The 15,354-nt window shown below is 72.6% G+C and carries 21 protein-coding genes; 2 read left to right on the top strand and 19 right to left on the bottom strand.

What is annotated here, in order from left to right:
• Positions 1 to 135: 135 nt before the first annotated feature.
• The 8 genes from ACZ7C5_RS03090 to ACZ7C5_RS03055 form a co-directional block, all read right to left on the bottom strand.
• On the bottom strand, positions 136 to 1,176 hold the full coding sequence (locus ACZ7C5_RS03090) for a UDP-N-acetylmuramate dehydrogenase (protein WP_470321836.1): 1,041 nt from the start codon (positions 1,174 to 1,176) through the stop codon (positions 136 to 138).
• Between the two features lie 9 nt (positions 1,177 to 1,185).
• Complete coding sequence (locus ACZ7C5_RS03085; RefSeq protein WP_470321835.1) at positions 1,186 to 1,392, bottom strand: hypothetical protein; 207 nt, start codon at positions 1,390 to 1,392, stop codon at positions 1,186 to 1,188.
• Positions 1,393 to 1,495: 103 nt separating this feature from the next.
• Complete coding sequence (locus ACZ7C5_RS03080; protein WP_470321834.1) at positions 1,496 to 2,812, bottom strand: helix-turn-helix domain-containing protein; 1,317 nt, start codon at positions 2,810 to 2,812, stop codon at positions 1,496 to 1,498.
• A gap of 149 nt (positions 2,813 to 2,961) precedes the next feature.
• Positions 2,962 to 3,315, bottom strand: a complete 354-nt coding sequence (locus ACZ7C5_RS03075) for a hypothetical protein (RefSeq protein WP_470321833.1) — start codon at positions 3,313 to 3,315, stop codon at positions 2,962 to 2,964.
• A gap of 80 nt (positions 3,316 to 3,395) precedes the next feature.
• Positions 3,396 to 4,493 (bottom strand): DUF4192 domain-containing protein, encoded by a 1,098-nt coding sequence (locus ACZ7C5_RS03070; protein ID WP_470321832.1) that lies wholly within the window; start codon positions 4,491 to 4,493, stop codon positions 3,396 to 3,398.
• Positions 4,494 to 4,564: 71 nt separating this feature from the next.
• Positions 4,565 to 5,188, bottom strand: a complete 624-nt coding sequence (locus ACZ7C5_RS03065) for a DUF4192 family protein (RefSeq protein WP_470321831.1) — start codon at positions 5,186 to 5,188, stop codon at positions 4,565 to 4,567.
• A 202-nt stretch (positions 5,189 to 5,390) separates the two neighbouring features.
• Positions 5,391 to 6,383 (bottom strand): DUF4192 family protein, encoded by a 993-nt coding sequence (locus ACZ7C5_RS03060; RefSeq protein WP_470321830.1) that lies wholly within the window; start codon positions 6,381 to 6,383, stop codon positions 5,391 to 5,393.
• A gap of 107 nt (positions 6,384 to 6,490) precedes the next feature.
• Positions 6,491 to 7,531, bottom strand: a complete 1,041-nt coding sequence (locus ACZ7C5_RS03055) for a DUF932 domain-containing protein (RefSeq protein ID WP_470321829.1) — start codon at positions 7,529 to 7,531, stop codon at positions 6,491 to 6,493.
• Between the two features lie 454 nt (positions 7,532 to 7,985).
• Here ACZ7C5_RS03055 and ACZ7C5_RS03050 point away from each other — a divergent pair, with 454 nt between their 5' ends.
• Both ACZ7C5_RS03050 and ACZ7C5_RS03045 read left to right on the top strand, forming a co-directional pair.
• Positions 7,986 to 8,201, top strand: a complete 216-nt coding sequence (locus ACZ7C5_RS03050; protein WP_470321828.1) for a hypothetical protein — start codon at positions 7,986 to 7,988, stop codon at positions 8,199 to 8,201.
• 2 nt (positions 8,202 to 8,203) lie between these two features.
• Entirely contained in the window at positions 8,204 to 9,199 is a 996-nt protein-coding gene (locus ACZ7C5_RS03045; protein ID WP_470321827.1) for a hypothetical protein, read from the top strand.
• Here ACZ7C5_RS03045 and ACZ7C5_RS03040 read toward each other — a convergent pair.
• The 11 genes from ACZ7C5_RS03040 to ACZ7C5_RS02990 all read right to left on the bottom strand — a co-directional run bounded on the left by ACZ7C5_RS03040 (position 9,196) and on the right by ACZ7C5_RS02990 (position 15,192).
• Entirely contained in the window at positions 9,196 to 9,561 is a 366-nt protein-coding gene (locus ACZ7C5_RS03040; protein ID WP_470321826.1) for a hypothetical protein, read from the bottom strand. The two genes, ACZ7C5_RS03045 and ACZ7C5_RS03040, sit on opposite strands and share 4 nt — an antisense overlap.
• 125 nt (positions 9,562 to 9,686) lie before the next feature.
• Positions 9,687 to 10,022: a single-stranded DNA-binding protein gene (locus tag ACZ7C5_RS03035; RefSeq protein ID WP_470321825.1), complete on the bottom strand. Its 336-nt coding sequence runs from the start codon at positions 10,020 to 10,022 to the stop codon at positions 9,687 to 9,689.
• Positions 10,019 to 10,570: a hypothetical protein gene (locus ACZ7C5_RS03030; protein ID WP_470321824.1), complete on the bottom strand. Its 552-nt coding sequence runs from the start codon at positions 10,568 to 10,570 to the stop codon at positions 10,019 to 10,021. The genes ACZ7C5_RS03035 and ACZ7C5_RS03030 overlap by 4 nt, the downstream gene beginning before the upstream one ends.
• A gap of 9 nt (positions 10,571 to 10,579) precedes the next feature.
• The gene (locus ACZ7C5_RS03025) at positions 10,580 to 11,164 is read right to left on the bottom strand and encodes a hypothetical protein (RefSeq protein WP_470321823.1); all 585 of its coding nucleotides are present in this window, start codon (positions 11,162 to 11,164) and stop codon (positions 10,580 to 10,582) included.
• Between the two features lie 82 nt (positions 11,165 to 11,246).
• Complete coding sequence (locus ACZ7C5_RS03020) at positions 11,247 to 11,531, bottom strand: hypothetical protein (RefSeq protein ID WP_470321822.1); 285 nt, start codon at positions 11,529 to 11,531, stop codon at positions 11,247 to 11,249.
• 99 nt (positions 11,532 to 11,630) lie between these two features.
• Positions 11,631 to 12,074: a hypothetical protein gene (locus ACZ7C5_RS03015; protein WP_470321821.1), complete on the bottom strand. Its 444-nt coding sequence runs from the start codon at positions 12,072 to 12,074 to the stop codon at positions 11,631 to 11,633.
• Entirely contained in the window at positions 12,071 to 12,427 is a 357-nt protein-coding gene (locus tag ACZ7C5_RS03010) for an HU family DNA-binding protein (protein ID WP_470321820.1), read from the bottom strand. The genes ACZ7C5_RS03015 and ACZ7C5_RS03010 overlap by 4 nt, the downstream gene beginning before the upstream one ends.
• An 86-nt stretch (positions 12,428 to 12,513) precedes the next feature.
• Positions 12,514 to 12,738, bottom strand: a complete 225-nt coding sequence (locus ACZ7C5_RS03005) for a hypothetical protein (protein WP_470321819.1) — start codon at positions 12,736 to 12,738, stop codon at positions 12,514 to 12,516.
• Positions 12,739 to 12,802: 64 nt separating this feature from the next.
• Positions 12,803 to 13,417, bottom strand: coding sequence for a hypothetical protein (locus tag ACZ7C5_RS03000; protein ID WP_470321818.1), 615 nt, complete (start codon positions 13,415 to 13,417; stop codon positions 12,803 to 12,805).
• 152 nt (positions 13,418 to 13,569) lie between these two features.
• Positions 13,570 to 14,535, bottom strand: a complete 966-nt coding sequence (locus tag ACZ7C5_RS02995; protein ID WP_470321817.1) for a LysM peptidoglycan-binding domain-containing protein — start codon at positions 14,533 to 14,535, stop codon at positions 13,570 to 13,572.
• A 114-nt stretch (positions 14,536 to 14,649) separates the two neighbouring features.
• A complete protein-coding gene (locus tag ACZ7C5_RS02990; protein ID WP_470321816.1) occupies positions 14,650 to 15,192 on the bottom strand; it encodes a hypothetical protein in 543 nt (180 codons plus the stop codon).
• Positions 15,193 to 15,354: the final 162 nt, after the last annotated feature.

The raw sequence follows: 15,354 nt of genomic DNA, 5'->3' as shown, positions 1-15,354 counted from the left end.
GGTTGGGGGTGGTGGGGTTCTTGGCGGCCCCACCACCCCAGCCTCTCCGAGAGCCCAACGGATGGGCACACCAAGTTGCCTGCGGTTCCTGGTAGTTGGATCGTCGCTTCGCGATGGCGCCCCGGGGTGCGGGACCTACGGGGGCCACTGGCCGACGCGGACGGGCTCGGGACGCAGGCTGATCCCGGTGTTGGCGTCCACCAGCGCCGCCAGGTCGGCGAGAACCTGGGCGAAGGTCGTGGCCGTGGTCTCGCCGCGGACCGTGATGGCCAGGGTGCGTCGCTCCGAGCAGTGGATGCCGTCGGCGATCCGGTGTCCGGGGTGGCAGCCGATGAGTTCGAGCAGCCAGCCGGCGCTCATTCGCCAGCGGCCGTCGATGCCGGCGTGGACGGGGCATCCGGCGGCGGACCACCGGGCGGCCTGGCCGGACGTGACTGGCGGGTCGAGGAAAGCGGAGCCGACCTGACGGACGTCGGGACCGTCCGAGTCGAGGAGCAGCCCTCGATGGCGGCGGTCGGCGAGGACGGCCGCGGTGGTCTCGGCAAGCGGGGGCCGAGTGCCGACCGGGACGCCGAGTCCGTTGGCGAGGCGTCGGCACGTGATTGGTGCGGCGGTGTCGGCGCGGGTGAGGTGGAAGGTCGCGGTCAGGATGGTCCAGCGGCCGGGCTCCTGCTGGAAACGGCTTCGGCGGTGACCGAGGCGGCATGCCCGGGCGGGGAGGGTCCGCACGCGTCCGGCGTGCCAGTCCCAGGCGCACAGGTGGTGCAGGGTGTCGGAGGTCTGCTGCCCGTACGCTCCGGTGTTCTGGACGGGGGCGGCGCCGGTGGTGCCGGGTATGCCAGCCAGGCATTCGATCCCGGCGAGGTGTTCGGTGACGGCCCAGGCGGCGAGATCGGTGAGCGGATGGCCGGCGTTCACCGTGACGGCGACCGTGCTCTCGTCCACCCGCTTCGTGGTGATGCCTCGGGTGTTGATGACGGCGACGGTGCCGGGGTGTCCGGCATCGGAGGCGATGACGTTGCTGCCGTGACCGAGCGTCAGGGGGGCGCCCTGGTCGTGACGGTCGATGGCGTGGACAAGGTCCGGCCAGTCGCTGGGGTCGGAGATGGTCAGGGTGTCGCCGGTGGGACCGCCGAGGCGCAGGGCGGTGAGGGAGGCCAGGGTGCGACTGTGCACAGGGGGCTCCTAGGGGGTGAGCCGGTCGGGCTCGACGGCCACCGTCGGCGGCTGGGCACCGGTGCTGGGCTGGTGGTCAACGGCGAAGGCGAGCAGCACGATGACCGGCAGGTGCAGGGCGGCCCACAGGCCGGTGAAGAGGGCGTCGAACCGTCCCTCCGGCGCGGCGGCGTGCCTGGCGCGGGCGGCGTTCAGGGAGGTGCTGTGCTTGGGCATGGGAGGCCTTCGGCGGCGAGTGGGATGTGCGGACGTTCCCAGTGAACTGCCGGGCCGGGGGCCGAATCCGTAGTCGGGCTACGGGCCGTAGTGCGGCTACGGGTCAGATGATCCGCACGCCCGCACGCTGGGCGAAGTCCCGTACGCCGGGCAGCTTTCGGTCGTGCCTCAGCAAGCCGCCGGCCAGGCCCCGGACGGCGCCTCGGTGGATCTCCTGCGGGGCGGCCTCCTCGGCCGCCAGCAGGGCCTTGAAGCACTGTTCGGGTTTGCCCCACTGGTCGAACGCGCGGGCGACGTCGGTGAAGAAGCGAGCCTGCCGCTCGGCGGTCGGCAGGGCGGCCGGGTCGATCGTGGAGGCCAGTTCGATCGCCTTTCCGGCGTCGCCGAGCTCGTAGTGCACGGACAGCTCGTGCAGGGCGACGCCCTGAATGCCGTCCACCAGGCCGGAGGTTCGGCCGGCGGCTGCGGCGCTGTCCGCGGCTTCCCGGATCAGGGCGTGGGCGTAGGCGCGGTCGCCGGATTTCGCGGCGGTGTAGGCGGCGGTGGCGTACAGGTCGCCTCGCAAGGCCAGTCGGGCGGTCTCGGGCACCGTGGTGTCGGCGAGGAGGTCTTCGGCGGCGACCACGACGATGTCGGTCGCGCGGGCCAGGCTGCCCTGGCGGCGCCAGGAGCTGGAGACCATCCGTTGGGCCTCGGCGACCACGAGGGGGTCGCCGCCGCCGCGGGCGGCGGTGAGCGCGCGGTCGGCGGTGATGGCCACCAGGTTGTTGTCGCCGATCTTGATGCACAGCCGGACGGCGAGGTTGTAGAGCTGGGCGACGTTGCGGGCCCGTCCTTCGCTACTGCCGACCATCTGGGCAGCGGCGATCCGTCCCGGCAGTGCCTTGGCGAGGGCGTTGTACTGGGCTGCCTTGAACTCGCGACTGGACGTCAGGAGCGAGGCGGCGACGGACTCGTGGGTCGGTTCGCCGCGGGGTGCCGGAATCCGGGCCGCCCCGTAGAGCAGGAAATCCTCCAGCCCGCTCAGTGGGGCCGTCTCCGCGGCGCGCGCGGCCTGCGGGCCGGAGGCGGAGGCGACGAGTGCGGCAGTGGCCAGGGTCAGGAACGGGCGGCGGCGCACATCGTCCTCCTCGGCAGCGGAAGTGCTCGCCAGCGTAGCCGAGGCCGGCTTCCGGGCGCGGGATCTTGGCCGATCGGCAGCAGGCTGCGGCAGGGCCGTCAGTTCGCCGAGGTCTCTGCCCAGCGCCTCGGCGAGGCGCCGCAGCAGCGCCAAGTCCTCGACCCGCTGGATGTCGCGTTCGACCTGGGACATCCAGTCCTCGCTGCGGTTCAGCTCGTGGGCCAGGCGCAGCTGCGTCCAGCCCTTCGCCGTGCGGCGCAGCGCGATGAACTTCCCGAACGTGATGCTGCTGGCCTTCACCCGGGCCCCCGGCTTCAGTATCCGTTCCGCTACGGAATGCCACCGTATCGAGTGGTGGGCTTGCCTGTACTCCCCCTCGGGAGATCGGGCTCCCGAACTGTCCTGCGGCGTTCCGCGGTTGCGCACGGGCATCGGGCGCACCGCCTGGTTCACGCCCGCTTCGCCGGCGGCGGCACCTCGACGATGCGGCCGAAGGCGGCGCCGAGGCGCAGCGCGAGGATGGCGCGGCCGTGGGCGTTGGCAAAGCCGCGGCAGATCGCGCCCTTCGTGCCGGGCGGGGCGAGGGCGGGCAGGGTCGAGTGGCAGACGATGTGTCCGCCGGCGGCGAGGGCCTCGTCGGCGAGCTGCCGGACGCGGCCGGGGGCGAGGTACATCAAGTTGCCCGGGCGGTAGATGCAGGTGTCGCACAGGCGGGCGAGGACTCGTACCTCCCCGGTGGCGGGGTCGGCGACGGCCGGCGCCGGGTCGTCGTCGGGCTCGGTCTGCGGTCGGCTGTCCCTCACGGTGTCCCCCTGCTGTCGGTGGAAAGGGCTGTACGGGCCGGAGCCGGGGTGGGCGCTCGGCGCCCACCCCGGCCGGGCGGTCAGTTATTGCGGTCGCGCAGGCGCTCTTCGCGCTCCTGCCGGACCATGTCAACGATGCCGTCCATGGAGCCCGTCACGATCTGCTCCATCAGGAGTTCGGCCAGAAGGTAGCGCGGGTCGGCCTTCCGTGCCCGTACGAGGGGGATGAGCGCGGCCGGGACTTCCCCGGCGACGGCGGCGGTGAACGCGGCGAGCGTCAGGGGCGGGACGACGAACGTCGAGGTGGCACTGGTGCAGCGGCGGGCCAGCAGCACCCACAGCTCCCTGGCGCGCGGGAGCTCGTTCGGTTCGATGTAGCCGAGCGCGATGTCCCTCAGGTCCCGGTTGCGCAGCCCGACGATCAGCTCTGCCGTCTGGTCCACGGTCAGGTCTTCCAGCGGGGTGCCGTCTCCCCCATCGAGCAGCAACCGGTCGAGGACCGCCGCGAGCCGGTCGGTCTCGGCGTCGAAGCTGCTGGCCTGCACCCGGTCGGCCCGCTCGCCGACCGCGTGCCGGAGCGCGATCTGATGGGCCTTCGCCTCCGTTCCCCCGACGGGGTCGAAGGCAGCAGCGATCGCGGCGTGGCTCGGGGGTGTGGGGATACCGACGTTAAGGGCGTTCATGGTGACGACGCCCGGGTTGTCGGGGCCGTACACGGGCATTCCCTCGCTGCGGTAGCTGGGGTTGTCGTGGTGGTAGGCCCACCAGTGGGTGGTGGTGACGAACAGGACGGCGAGCGTCTCGATGCCGTGGGCCTCGGCGGACAGCAGGAGCGCGTCCGCGAGGGCCTGGTGTCGGATCATGGCGGCGTGACCGTCGCTCGCGTCGTCCGGCTTCGGGCACACGTACAGCAGGACGGACGTCGGCCCGGTGGCGAACTTGTCGAGGCGGTGCAGCGTGCTGTGCATCATGTGGTGCGCGTCCTCGTTCGGGATTTCGTCACCGTCGGGCAGGTCGAACTTCTGGCTGAAGGTGGGCCGGTCGGCCATGGTGTCGTAGGCGAGGAGGAACACCATGCCGTCGGGGCCGTCGGGCTGGAAGCTCAGGAGGTAGGGCAGCGCTTCGGCGGCCTGCGCGGGGTTGCGGACGTCGAAGGCGGGCACCGTGTGGATGGTCAAGGGGGTCTCCCTGTTCGTGATCGGTCCGGGCGGGGCAGGGACCGCCGGGCGCGGCCCCTGCCGGGGGCGGGTCAGCTGGTGGCGAGACCGGTCCGGGCCATGCGCTGCTCGCGCAGGTGGCTCTTCAGGTGGCCGAAGGTGAGGCCGATGTTGAGGATGCGCAGCAGGGACGTCGACGGCTCGTAGCCCGGCAGGCAGCGTTGGGCGGCCTGGATCGCGAGCCGGGCCATGGTGTCGTCGCCGAGTGCCCAGGTCGTGAAGGCGTAGAGGGTGAGCGGGGCGGCGGCGTGGTCGGCGTAGGCGGCGGGGCAGCGGCTGGCGAGAACCAGCCACAGGCCTCGTGTGACGGTCAGCTCGTGGTCCTCGCAGTGTTCGAGTCCGGCGTTGTACACGTCCGCGTACTGGATGCCGAGCAGCAGGCTGGCGACGAGGTCGTCGGGGATGCCGTTGGCGTTGCGGACGCTGGTGGCCGGGTCGGCGATGGTGGCGGTCAGCAGGGCGATCGTGTCGTCCACGACGCTCTGGTGGCCTTCGGAGCGGATCTGGGCGTGCATGGCGCGCACGGCGGTGTCGAGGGCCGAGGCCATCGGGGCAGGCTCGATGGGCGCGCTGGCCTGGGGGTGGTGGCCGAAGAGGTGCGGCAGCAGGTCGACGCGGCCTTCGGTGCTGAACAGGGGGTGCAGCTTGTCGGTCATGGGTCCCTATCAGGGTTGGGTCCGGATTCGCGGTCCGGAGCGGCAACAGAAGAGGACTTTCGTCTTCTTTCTTGACTTAAGTCTATTTGAGAGCGCATCCGTTGGGCACACCCCAAGCCCTCCGGATTGGGGCGCAGCCGGGTCCGGGCCCGGGTACCCGCCCCCACAGGGACGGGCACCCGGGCGACACCGCAGCGTCCGGCTACTGCTCGCGGCGCTCACGAAGCGAGGTCCTCAACGACTCCGCCGCGCCCACCGGCGTGCCGATGACCTGGTCGAGCTCGGCCAGGGAGACCAGCCCCCGCAGCGCCTGCGCCTGCTCGTCCCCCGGCGCGACCTCCAGCGCCAGAAGCAGTGCGCCCCCGGCCGCCGGCACGTCGCCGTCGAGCAGCAACGCGGCGCCGAGGAGTGTGAGCGGCGCGGCGGCCATGCGACGGTAGGGGTCGACGCACAGGCGGGCGACGCGCGACCACAGCGGCACCGCCCGCTTCACCTCGTCGGGCTCGCAGTACATCGAGGCCTCGTGCAGGACGTCCCTGTTCTGGACCGCGAGAAGCAGCTGCGCCGCCTCCGAGTCGGTCAGCTCCTCGACGTCGCGGCGGCCGGTCAGCACGGCGGCGAGCAACGGTTTGAGGCTCTGCTTGGTGGCCTCGTGGCCGGCCTCCAGCTCCCGCGCGAAGGCGCTCACGGCGTCGGCCACCACATCTGCGGCGCCCTGCGCCCCGTCTGCGGGGCGCCCGTCAGCCGTCGGCCGCTCGGCGGCGCGGGGCGTTCCCGGAGCGGGGGCGCCGGTGGACAGGTCGGCGGGCAGGGGCCACCAGCGGGCGGGGGTGACGAACTGGGCTTCGAGCACGGCCAGGCCGTACCGCGCGCACGCGGTGGCGAGGTGGCGCCAGACGGCGGTGTAGGAGTCGACGTCCTCGAGGCCGTGGCCCTCGCGGGCGAAGACGAGGAGCGCGACGCCGCGCTGCCCGCGACTGGTGGCCGGCATCCCGGCGACGTCGCCGATGAACGCCCGGGCGAAGGACGACCAGAGGTGCGGGTCCTCCGGGATGTCCGCGAGGTACACCCCCAAGGGCTCGCCGAACTCGGCGACGACGATCCGCCCGGCCGGTTCGCGTCCGAGCGCGTCGGCGACGAAGTCGGCCAGGTCGGCCGTCTCGAGGACGTAGGGGCTGTTGTTGCTGTCGGACATGGCTGTTCCTCGTTCCAGGGGGTGGGGCCGCGCCGACGGGCGGCGCGGCCGGAGTGACGTGAAGCGGCTACGGTCGGCCGGGGGCCCGTGGGCCCCCGGCCGCCGGGTCACGCCGCGAGGAGCAGCAGGGTCTTCGCCGTGTCCTTGAGCGGGCTCTTCTGGTCGTGCAGCAGGGTCGTCATCGCGAGGTTGGCGCGGTGCTCCTGCTCGGTCAGGGCCTCGGGGGTCTTGACGGTGCGGTAGTAGTCCTCGTACTCGATGACTGCCTGGAGGGCGGCCCACCGGGTGCCCCGGATGTTGTCCTGGGTGTCGGCCTCGGCGAAGAGGTGGTGCAGCCGGTCGCGGCGCTCCTCGTGGGCGGCGACGATGTGCTTGCGCGCACCGTCGGCCGGGGTCGTCCACAGCGTGGAGATCAGCCGGTCGAACTCCTGGTTGGTCATCGCGGCCTGGAAGAGCTGGGTGGCCTCGGCCTCAAGCGCGGCGGCGTAGCGCTCGGTGAAGCCGAGGGTGCGCCGGGCCTCCTCCAGCCGGTCAAGGGCATCGACGGTGTGGCGGACCTTCCAGACGCGCTGGGCCGCATCGACGGCCATGTCGAGGGTGTTGGTGCACACCGCCCGGACCGGGGTCTCGACGGCGACGGCGGCGGAGCGGCCGTCGTGACTGTTGGCGAAGAGGGTGTACAGGTCGATGCGGTCGCCCGCACCCTCGGGGTCGATGGTGATGCTCGGCGAGGCGATCGACATGAAGACGACTCGGCCGCCGTCGAGCGCACCGGCGGTCTCATAGGTGACGTGGCCGCCGCCGACCAGCTCATCCAGGAAGGCGAACGCCTCCCGGTTCTGGATGGGGGTCCAGGTGTTGCCGACGAGGCCGCCGACCCAGTCGCCGGTGTCGGTGCGGACGGTGGCGAAGCGGTTGGGGATCTTCTTGCCGAGCTTGCCCTTGTTCATCGGCAGGATCGGCAGCTTCTCGACCTGCCAGTCCAGCTTGGCGAGGTAAAGGACCTCGTCGCTGGTCTTGGCGTCCTTGGTGACGGTGCCGAGGCCGTGCCAGGCGGGCTGGCGGTGGGAGTAGAAGGCGGCCTCGCCGGTGGTGTTGTCGATGGCGCCGAGGTCGGCCCGGCCGGTGATGACGTCGCTGTCGCGCATGGGGTTCTCCTGTGAGGTCTGCCCGGATTCGCGGTCCGGGCGGGCAACGAAGCTGACTTCCGTCTGCTTTCTTGACTTCAGTCTATTGCTGGGCGGGCGACCTTGGGCACACCCTTCGAGCCACGAAGTTCGGGCACTTCCGCACCGGCCGGACGGTGCGCCGACATCGCGGCGCCGGCGGCCGACCGGCCTCACCGCCACACCTCGCCATGGCCCACCGCGCACCCCAAGCTCCTGAACAGCAACGGATCAAAGTCGCAGAAGCAGCAGGTCAGAGCCTCGCCAAATTTCCGAGGCATCCGGCGTCCCTTGACTGCGCGCCGGGACCCAAGTAGCCACGCACCGCGCGCGAGCCGGAGAATCGACTAGGCAACCGCCCACCACAGCTGGCGAGTTGATCCACCATCCGCAGCCTGGCGCCCAGCCTTGTGGCGCGCCGCCCCAGGAGATCCGCATGAAACGCCTGCCCGCCCCCGCCAACGTCCTCGCCCAGAGCGGCCTGTCCGGTCCCGAAGCCCTGTTCCTCGCCTCTCTGGTCGTGGTCCTCGCCGTCCTGGCCCTGACCGGCACGCCCGTTCCGGACGCGCTGTTCGTGATGGCGACCGCCTCCAGCGGCTTGCTCACCCGCGGGCACGCCTGCGGCGGCCAGCTCGACAGGCGGGCCGGCTGATCATGGGGCGCCGCGCCAACCCGGTACCGACAGACGCCGCTCTGCCCCTGCACGCGCTGGCCGTCGCGCTGCGCGAGCTGAAGGCGGCCAGCGGCCTCACCTACGCCGGGCTCGCCAAACGCACCAAGGCCTACGGCGAGCCGAAGGGGGCCTCCACCCTCAGCCAGGCCGCCGCCGGCCACCGGCTCCCCCGGCTCGGCACCGTTCTCGCGTTCGCCCGTGCAGCCGCGGACCCCACCGACCCGCGCGCACGGCGCCGGGCTGAGCAGAAAATCCATTACCGGTGGGCGGCGGCGGCCATCCAGCGCTCCGCCCCGCTGGCCGAAGAACAGGCACCGTCCGTCCGCCGTCTCCTTGAAGACGACCGCCGCCGCCCCATCGCCGCATTTCGAGCCGAGAAGCGCCGCCGCAAGCACACCCTGGGGAATCTCGGGCTGGAGCTGAGGCGGGCGCGGGCGCGGGCCGGACAGCCGTCCCTCCGATTCCTTGAACAACGGTCGGACGAGCGCGGGCACCGGGTGCCGAAGAGCACCGTGCGCCTGGTCCTGGCCGGGCAAGTCCTGCCGACCCGTGAGCAGCTGGCAGCGCTGCTCACGGCCTTCGACTCTGCCGCGGGGAACCGACCAGGCCAGGCCCCCGACAACTGGCAGCGGTTGGAGGAGATCCGCGACTCCATCGAGGCGAGGACCCGGCCTGCACCGCCCGTACGCGTCACCAGCTACGGATGCGTGGACGGCTCTCTCGACGCGCTGCTGGAGCGGAGGGGGCGCGAAGAGGAGATCCTGCGCAAAGTCGGCAAGCTCGCCGACGGCGAAGACCATGAGCCGGACGAGTACCGCCTCGGCATCGCCGCCACCACCGCCCCTTGGGAGTTCATGGACGACGACGAGCTGGCCACGTGGGAGCAGGAAGCCCGCGAGGCCGACCGGGCGCACCGAGGCGACCGCGACCTGCTCGGCGAGCTGCGCAGCGAGCTGCGCGCCCTGGCCGGCGGCTAGCTGCTCTCGCGGCGGCTGCGGTTGCGCGGTTCCAGCCCGGCCTGCTTGGCGTACCGGGTGACGAGGGCGGCGGACAGCCCGGAGGCGTCGGAGATCTGGAAGACCGGCACGGCCCGGTCGGGGTAGGCGGCGAGGACGCCCTCGAGGCGCATCTCGCGCATCTTCGTGGCGGTGTCGTCGATCACGGCAAGCGGCCCGCGCAGCTGGTCGAGGAGGTCCATCGAGCCGAGGCCGGCGTCCTCGACGGCCGCCAGTGCGGCTTGGAGCTCCTGGGCAGCGGCTGCGAGTCGCTCGCCGGGGCTCGTCGCCGTACGGCGCGGCTTGCTGCGCTTCGGCGTCGCGGCCGGCTCCTTGCCGCTCATCGGTGCTCTCCTTCGGGCTGTGGTCCGGCCGGGCCGGGGGTCGTCTATGTGTACCAGGGAGCGGCGGGGGCTGGCGAACAGCGCGGCGTGCCCGCGCCCTGCGGGGCAGGGCGCGGGCACGGGCTCTACAGCAGGGTGCCGATCGCCTCGACGGTCAGTTCGACCAGCAGGCGGGCGCTCTCGTCGGGCGGCTGGTGCACGCGCTGGGTGAGCTGCCCGACCACGATGACCCGGTCGTTCGCCCTCAGGGTCTGCGCCGCCTTGTGCGCGAGGTCCCGCCAGGCGACGCAGCGCACGGTCAGCTCTCTGGCGTGCGGGTCTCGCGGCTGGCCGGGCTTGGCGAGCCGCGGGCGCTGCAGGATGGTGAACGTCGCCTTGGCGACGCCCCAGTCGGGCGGCTGGTACAGCTCCGGGCCTTGCAGCAGGCTGCCGATCAGGGTGGCGTGGTTGGAGATGTTCACCGGCCACCGCCCCGGTGGGCAGCGTCCAGCTCGCGGGGATCGGCGGCGGCTGCGGCGTCCAGGCACCGGGCGATGCGCTGGAAGTGGCGGGCGGTCTCCATGGGGTGGTCCATGCGGTGCGGCCACCGGGGCAGGTCCCGAGGAGACACGGCGAGACGGTGGGCCTCCTGGCAGAGGCTGCCGATCCAGTCCGGTACGGCGGCGGGCAGCGCGCCCAGGCGGCGGCACATCCGCGCGAGGACCAGGTGGTCGGTGTCCCCTCGCCACGACCACAGCACGGGGCTGGGGGTGTCCTTGAGGAACCAGTGGAGCTCGCTGGCGAGCCGGTCGCGGCCGCGCACGTTCGGGTCGCGGCGGTCCAGGCGGCCGTCGCACCACGGCAGGTGGACGAGGCCGGGGCCGATGATCTGGGTGGGGTGGAGACGGACGCGCCCGATCGAGCCGTCGATGGCGTAGTAGGAGGCGCCGTCCTCGCGCAGGAGGGCGATGCTCACCGGGGTGACGGCCTGGCCGTCGTCCTGGTAGGTGGTGGCGGTGAAGACGCGCATGGGGTCCTCTCAGTGGCTTGCGGCAGGGTGGCCGGCGCGCGGCAGATCGGGCGTGCCGAGTTCGAGTTCCTGCATGCGCTGTTCCAAGCGGTCGGCGCAGCGCTCGTAGGCGTCGGTGATGGCGTGGTTGCGGTCGGCGGCGAGGTCGTCCAGGGCAACGTGGATGCGCCAGGTGAGGACGTCGCGCGGGGAGCTGTAGCGGGAGCGCTTGGCGGTGCGGTCGTCGCGGTGCACCCGCTCGGACAGGATGATCCAGCGACCGGTGAAGGCGTAGTAGTGGACCCACAGGGTCCACGGGCTGGAGGTGGCTTCGGCGTAGGCGAAGCGGACTTCACCGAGGCGAGGCACCCATGTCCAGTCGCCGTCCTGGGCGTCACGGTGGAGCGGGTCCCCGTCTGGGGCGAGGACGGTGAAGCTGCGGGGGTGGACGTGCTGGAGGCCGCTTCCGTCTGGGGTGAGGAGGACGATGCACTCTTCGAGTTCGCCGAAGGGTCCGCCGGGGTGCCCGGCGCAGTCCTCGTTGGTGGTGACGGTGAAGATGCGGCCGTGCAGTTCGGTCTTGCTGCCGTGGTAGATGACCCTGGTCGGTTCCACCGTGTGCTCCTGGTCTGGTGACGGGACGGGCGGGCGGCTCGGGCCCGGCGGCAGGGTGGTCCCTGCCGCCGGGCCCTTCGGGCTAGCCGTGCTCCGGGGAGAAGGGGTCGAGCAGTTGCCCGTTCTCGTCCGTCGGCGGGGTCCAGTCCATGAGGTCGTTCGGGTGCACGTGGCTCAGCACCAGCTCATCGCCGTCGAGCAGGTCGTACAGGTGCTGCTGCGCGCCGGTCTCGTCGGTGTATGTGTCGCAGGTGCTCGTGCCGCGTCGGGTGGTGAGCACCCGGTGGTGCAGGGACTCCACCGGCCCGAGGTACTCCACGGTCGTTCCGTCGGCCAGGGGCGGGTGGGTTCCGTTGCTGAAGGCCATGGTCGGTCTCTCCTAGGTCGGGCCGGGGGTTCGCGGTCCCCGGCTGGCGGTATCAGCCTCCCGTATAAATAGACCTAGGTCAAGAAAGAAGACTCACGTTCATTGACTGGGGCTTGCGTGCTCCTCGGCTGCGACCAGATGCGGCTCCAGGGCCCGTTCGACCAGGCCGTGGACCGCGCGCAGCGCCTCGTTCCAGCCCCGCGCCCACTCGTCGCCGCCCCGCTGCCCCCCGAGTTCGGCGACGCCCGCGAGCGCGGCGAGCATGGCCGGCACCGGCAGCAGGACGACGTGGGTCGCGCCGCCGTGCCCGTGAATCGGCTCGATGTCCCGGGCGTGGTCCCAGGCGACGGTGGCGCCGCGCTCGCCGCGCCAGCGGGTGACCCCTCTGGACTTGGCGACGGCCGAGAAGATGACGCCCTCGGCCACCACGCCCGTACCGGAGACGCCGGACACATCGACGTCGCGGCGCAGGACATACGGGATGGGGGGCTCGGGCTCGAACTGGGCGACCAGGGCAGCAAGTCGGGCCGCGAGGCAGTTCACGCCGCATCTCCCCTCGAGGTGTAGGTGCCCTTGGGGTCCTTGCGGGTCACGCTGCCCTCCTGCGGCATCTCGCGGCGGCCGTCGGCGAAATCGCGGAAGCGCTCGTGGGCGCGGAAGCGCGGGATGCGGCTGGCCGGCACGACGACCCTGCCCCCGGTCTGGGGGTTGCGGGCGCTCCGGCTCGCAACCTCGACGGCCTGGAAGGTGCCGAAGCCGGTCACGGACACGCGCTCGCCGTCGACGACAGCGCGCACGATGACGTCGAGGACGGCCTCGACGGCGCGGGCGGCAGGCTGCCGGCCTCCGAGCGCGGGGGCGAGGCGGTCGATGAGGACGCGCTTGTTGACGGTCATGGGTCTGGCTCCTGGGTTCGGCGTTGGACCCCGGGCCGGGGACGGTGTGCGGTCACGTCGCCCGGCCCGGGGGGTCTACGGGGTGCCTACGCGGATCGGGGCGCGGGCGCCGGGGTCGGGCCCGGGGAGGGCTGCGGCGACCCCGCGGCGGGCTTGGCCGGGGCGGGGCAGCCGGGGTCGGCGGGCTGGGAGGTGGTGACGGTCGGGACCGGGGCAGGGCCGTCGGCGTTGCGGGCCACGGCGGCGCCGCTGATGCTTCCGAGCACCAGTCCGGCGAGGAGGGAGCCGACGAGCAGGGCGGTGCCGCGCATGGGCGGTGTCCTTTCGGGCGGGGGGGCTGACCGGCCCCGCCGGGGCGGGGCCGGTCAGGCGGGGTCAGTGACTGGGGGTCGGGCGCCCGGGGGTGACCGGCACGCTGGTCGGGGTCGGGTTCGGGTTCGGTCCGGGGGTCGGGCTGACTTCACCGGTCGGGGACGGGGACGGGGACGGGTTGGGGACGCAGGCGCTCGGGCCGCCGGTCGGGGACGGGGCCCCGACGGACGGGGCGGTCTGCACGTGGGTGACCGTGACGGTCACGGTCGGGACGGGGGCCGGGGTGCTCTGCTCGCCGGGCTGCGACGGCAGGGCCGGGGCCGGGCTCAGCTCGGACGCCACCGGGACGGCCAGCGCGGCCGGGGCGGTCTCCAGCGTGGGGGCCAGGGTCGGCAGCGCGGGGGTCAGGGCCGGGAGCGCGGGGGCGGTCGGGGTCTCGGTGCCCAGCTGCACCGGGGTGGCCGTCAGGCTCGGCACGGCCGGGGCCTGGGCGGGCTGGGCACCGGGGACCGGGGTGGCCGCCGGGCGGCTCATCACCAGCGTGCCGGTGATGAACCCGGCCCCGGCCAGACCGAGGGCCGCCAGGGTCCGCAGGTCGAGGCGTAGGGTCACCGTCCGGCGAGGGCGGCGGGCTCCGTCCACGGTGGGGGCCTCGGCGGGGGTGGTCTCGTTCGTCATCGGGCTATCTCCTTCGTCGGGCCGGGGGTTCGCGGTCCCCGGCTGGCAGGACCAGCCTCGCACAAAACAGACTCAAGTCAAATAAGAAGACTCAAGTAACTTTCAGTTCGGGGCGGACACTCAAAGCGCCCGCCCCACAACCGAGTTGACCCCTACCTGCCCCGCAGCCCGTGAGCCGTCTGGTAGGCGTACAGCCACGTCAAAGGCCCGGTCAGCCCGTCCGCCGGCCCGAGGTCGCCCACGTAGTGCTGCTGGAGCGCCGCGACCTTCTGGAGGTCCAGCTGCTCCATGTCCTCGCTCGGCCCGACCCGGTAGGGCGGGCCCCAGTCGCCCGCTTGGAGCCAGCCCTGCAACTGGCGGGCGTAGGAACTGTGCGCACCCAGCACGAAGTGCTCTCGCCCCGGGAACGACGGAGCCGGCACCTGGAGCTGCTGGCCGGCCTGGATCAGGTCCGGGTTGGCGATGCCATTGAGTGCCACCAGCTGCGCCACGCTGGTCTCGAACCGCCCGGCGATGGCACTGAGGGTGTCGCCGCCCTGCACGGTGTAGACGCCGGCGCTGTCGCCCGACGGATCGGGCGCGGGCGTCCCGCCACCGCCTCCGCCGCCGGGCCGGTGGGCGCCGCGCTGCACCCACGCGTACAGCTCGTCCCCCGGGCACAACGTCGGATAGCCGTCCTTGTGACCGCGGACCTCGCTGCCGGCGCCGCCCTGCGCCCGGCAGTACTCGATGGCGTCGACCAGGCCGCCGAGCATCGCGTCGGTCGGCGAGGTGATGCCCGAGGTGCCGACCATCGCGCAGACCGCGTAGTGCGCGCCGTTCAGCGCCGGGTTGCCGTTCGCCCCGTTCCTGCGGCCGAGGCCACGCCCCTCGAAGACGTACCCGTGCGGGCACACCATGAACGAGTACGCGATGTCGATCCAGTCTTCCTTCGGATCGTTGATGTGCGAGCGCTGGATGTCGCGCACGTGGCCGGCGCACCGGCCGTGGTCGCCCAGCAGACCGCCGGGGACCGAGTCGCCCTCGTAGTGGATCTTGACACCGCGGGTTGAGCCGATGCGGGTGTAGGAGCCGGTGGGCGCGGCGGCGCCCCACTCGGAGCGGGAGACGAGCTTCATCGGCTCGCCTCCCGCCCACGGTCGGCCCGGTTGGTGGTCGGCACGGTTTCCTCCCCAGGTCGGGTGGTTGGTGTGCCGGGACGCTAGGCCGGGCCAGTCGTTAAGGTCGCGCCGTCAGTTCACGCCCTGTTCGGTCAACACGCCGTCGGTGTAGACGAATCGGCGCTCTCGCTGCCGATCGTCCACGATGAACAGCGGGACCGAGCCTCCCCCCTCGGCCGGTGTGATCCCCACGTAGTAGCTGGTCGCGATGACCATCACCCATCCCTCGGGCCGCTCCAACGTGAACCCGACCGGCACGGACACCTCGTCCGAGACCCGTCGCTCGCTCGCTCGACGGGCGTGGGGCAGGGCAATGTGCGGGCACAGCGTGAGCGCGGCCTGCGCGCAGTCCTCGTGCATCGGCGGGTCGGAGTAGTAGCCGCTCTTCGCCGACGCCGGGCCGCCGAGGAACGCGGCCGGGCCATCCAGCGGAAGCCCGCACAGCGAGCACCAGTGCAGGCAGGCCATCCGCATGGCCTTCCCGCCGTTGATGACGATGAAGTCGGCAGTGCCGTCGGGGCGCTCGTTGACGACGGGGATCGGCAGGCCTCGCCGCGGGTCGCGCGGTCGCTTCGCGAGGCCGGGCGGCAGGTCGGGCAGGGTCGGGTTGGGCATCGTGTCCTCCAGGGGCCCCGTTCGCGGCGGGGCTCGGCAACGGCTGGTCCGCCTGCACCGGGACCGGGCCGGTTCCGGGCCCGCAGGTGGCCCCGGAACCGCGTGCCCCCGCAAGGAGCAGGGGCCCTTGGTGCTGGCGGACCCCTCCACCCTCCCCACCAC

The organism is Kitasatospora sp. NPDC036993 (assembly GCF_055607525.1).
The sequence above is the reverse complement of the archived record's forward strand: the minus strand, read 5'-3'. Positions and strand labels throughout refer to the sequence as shown.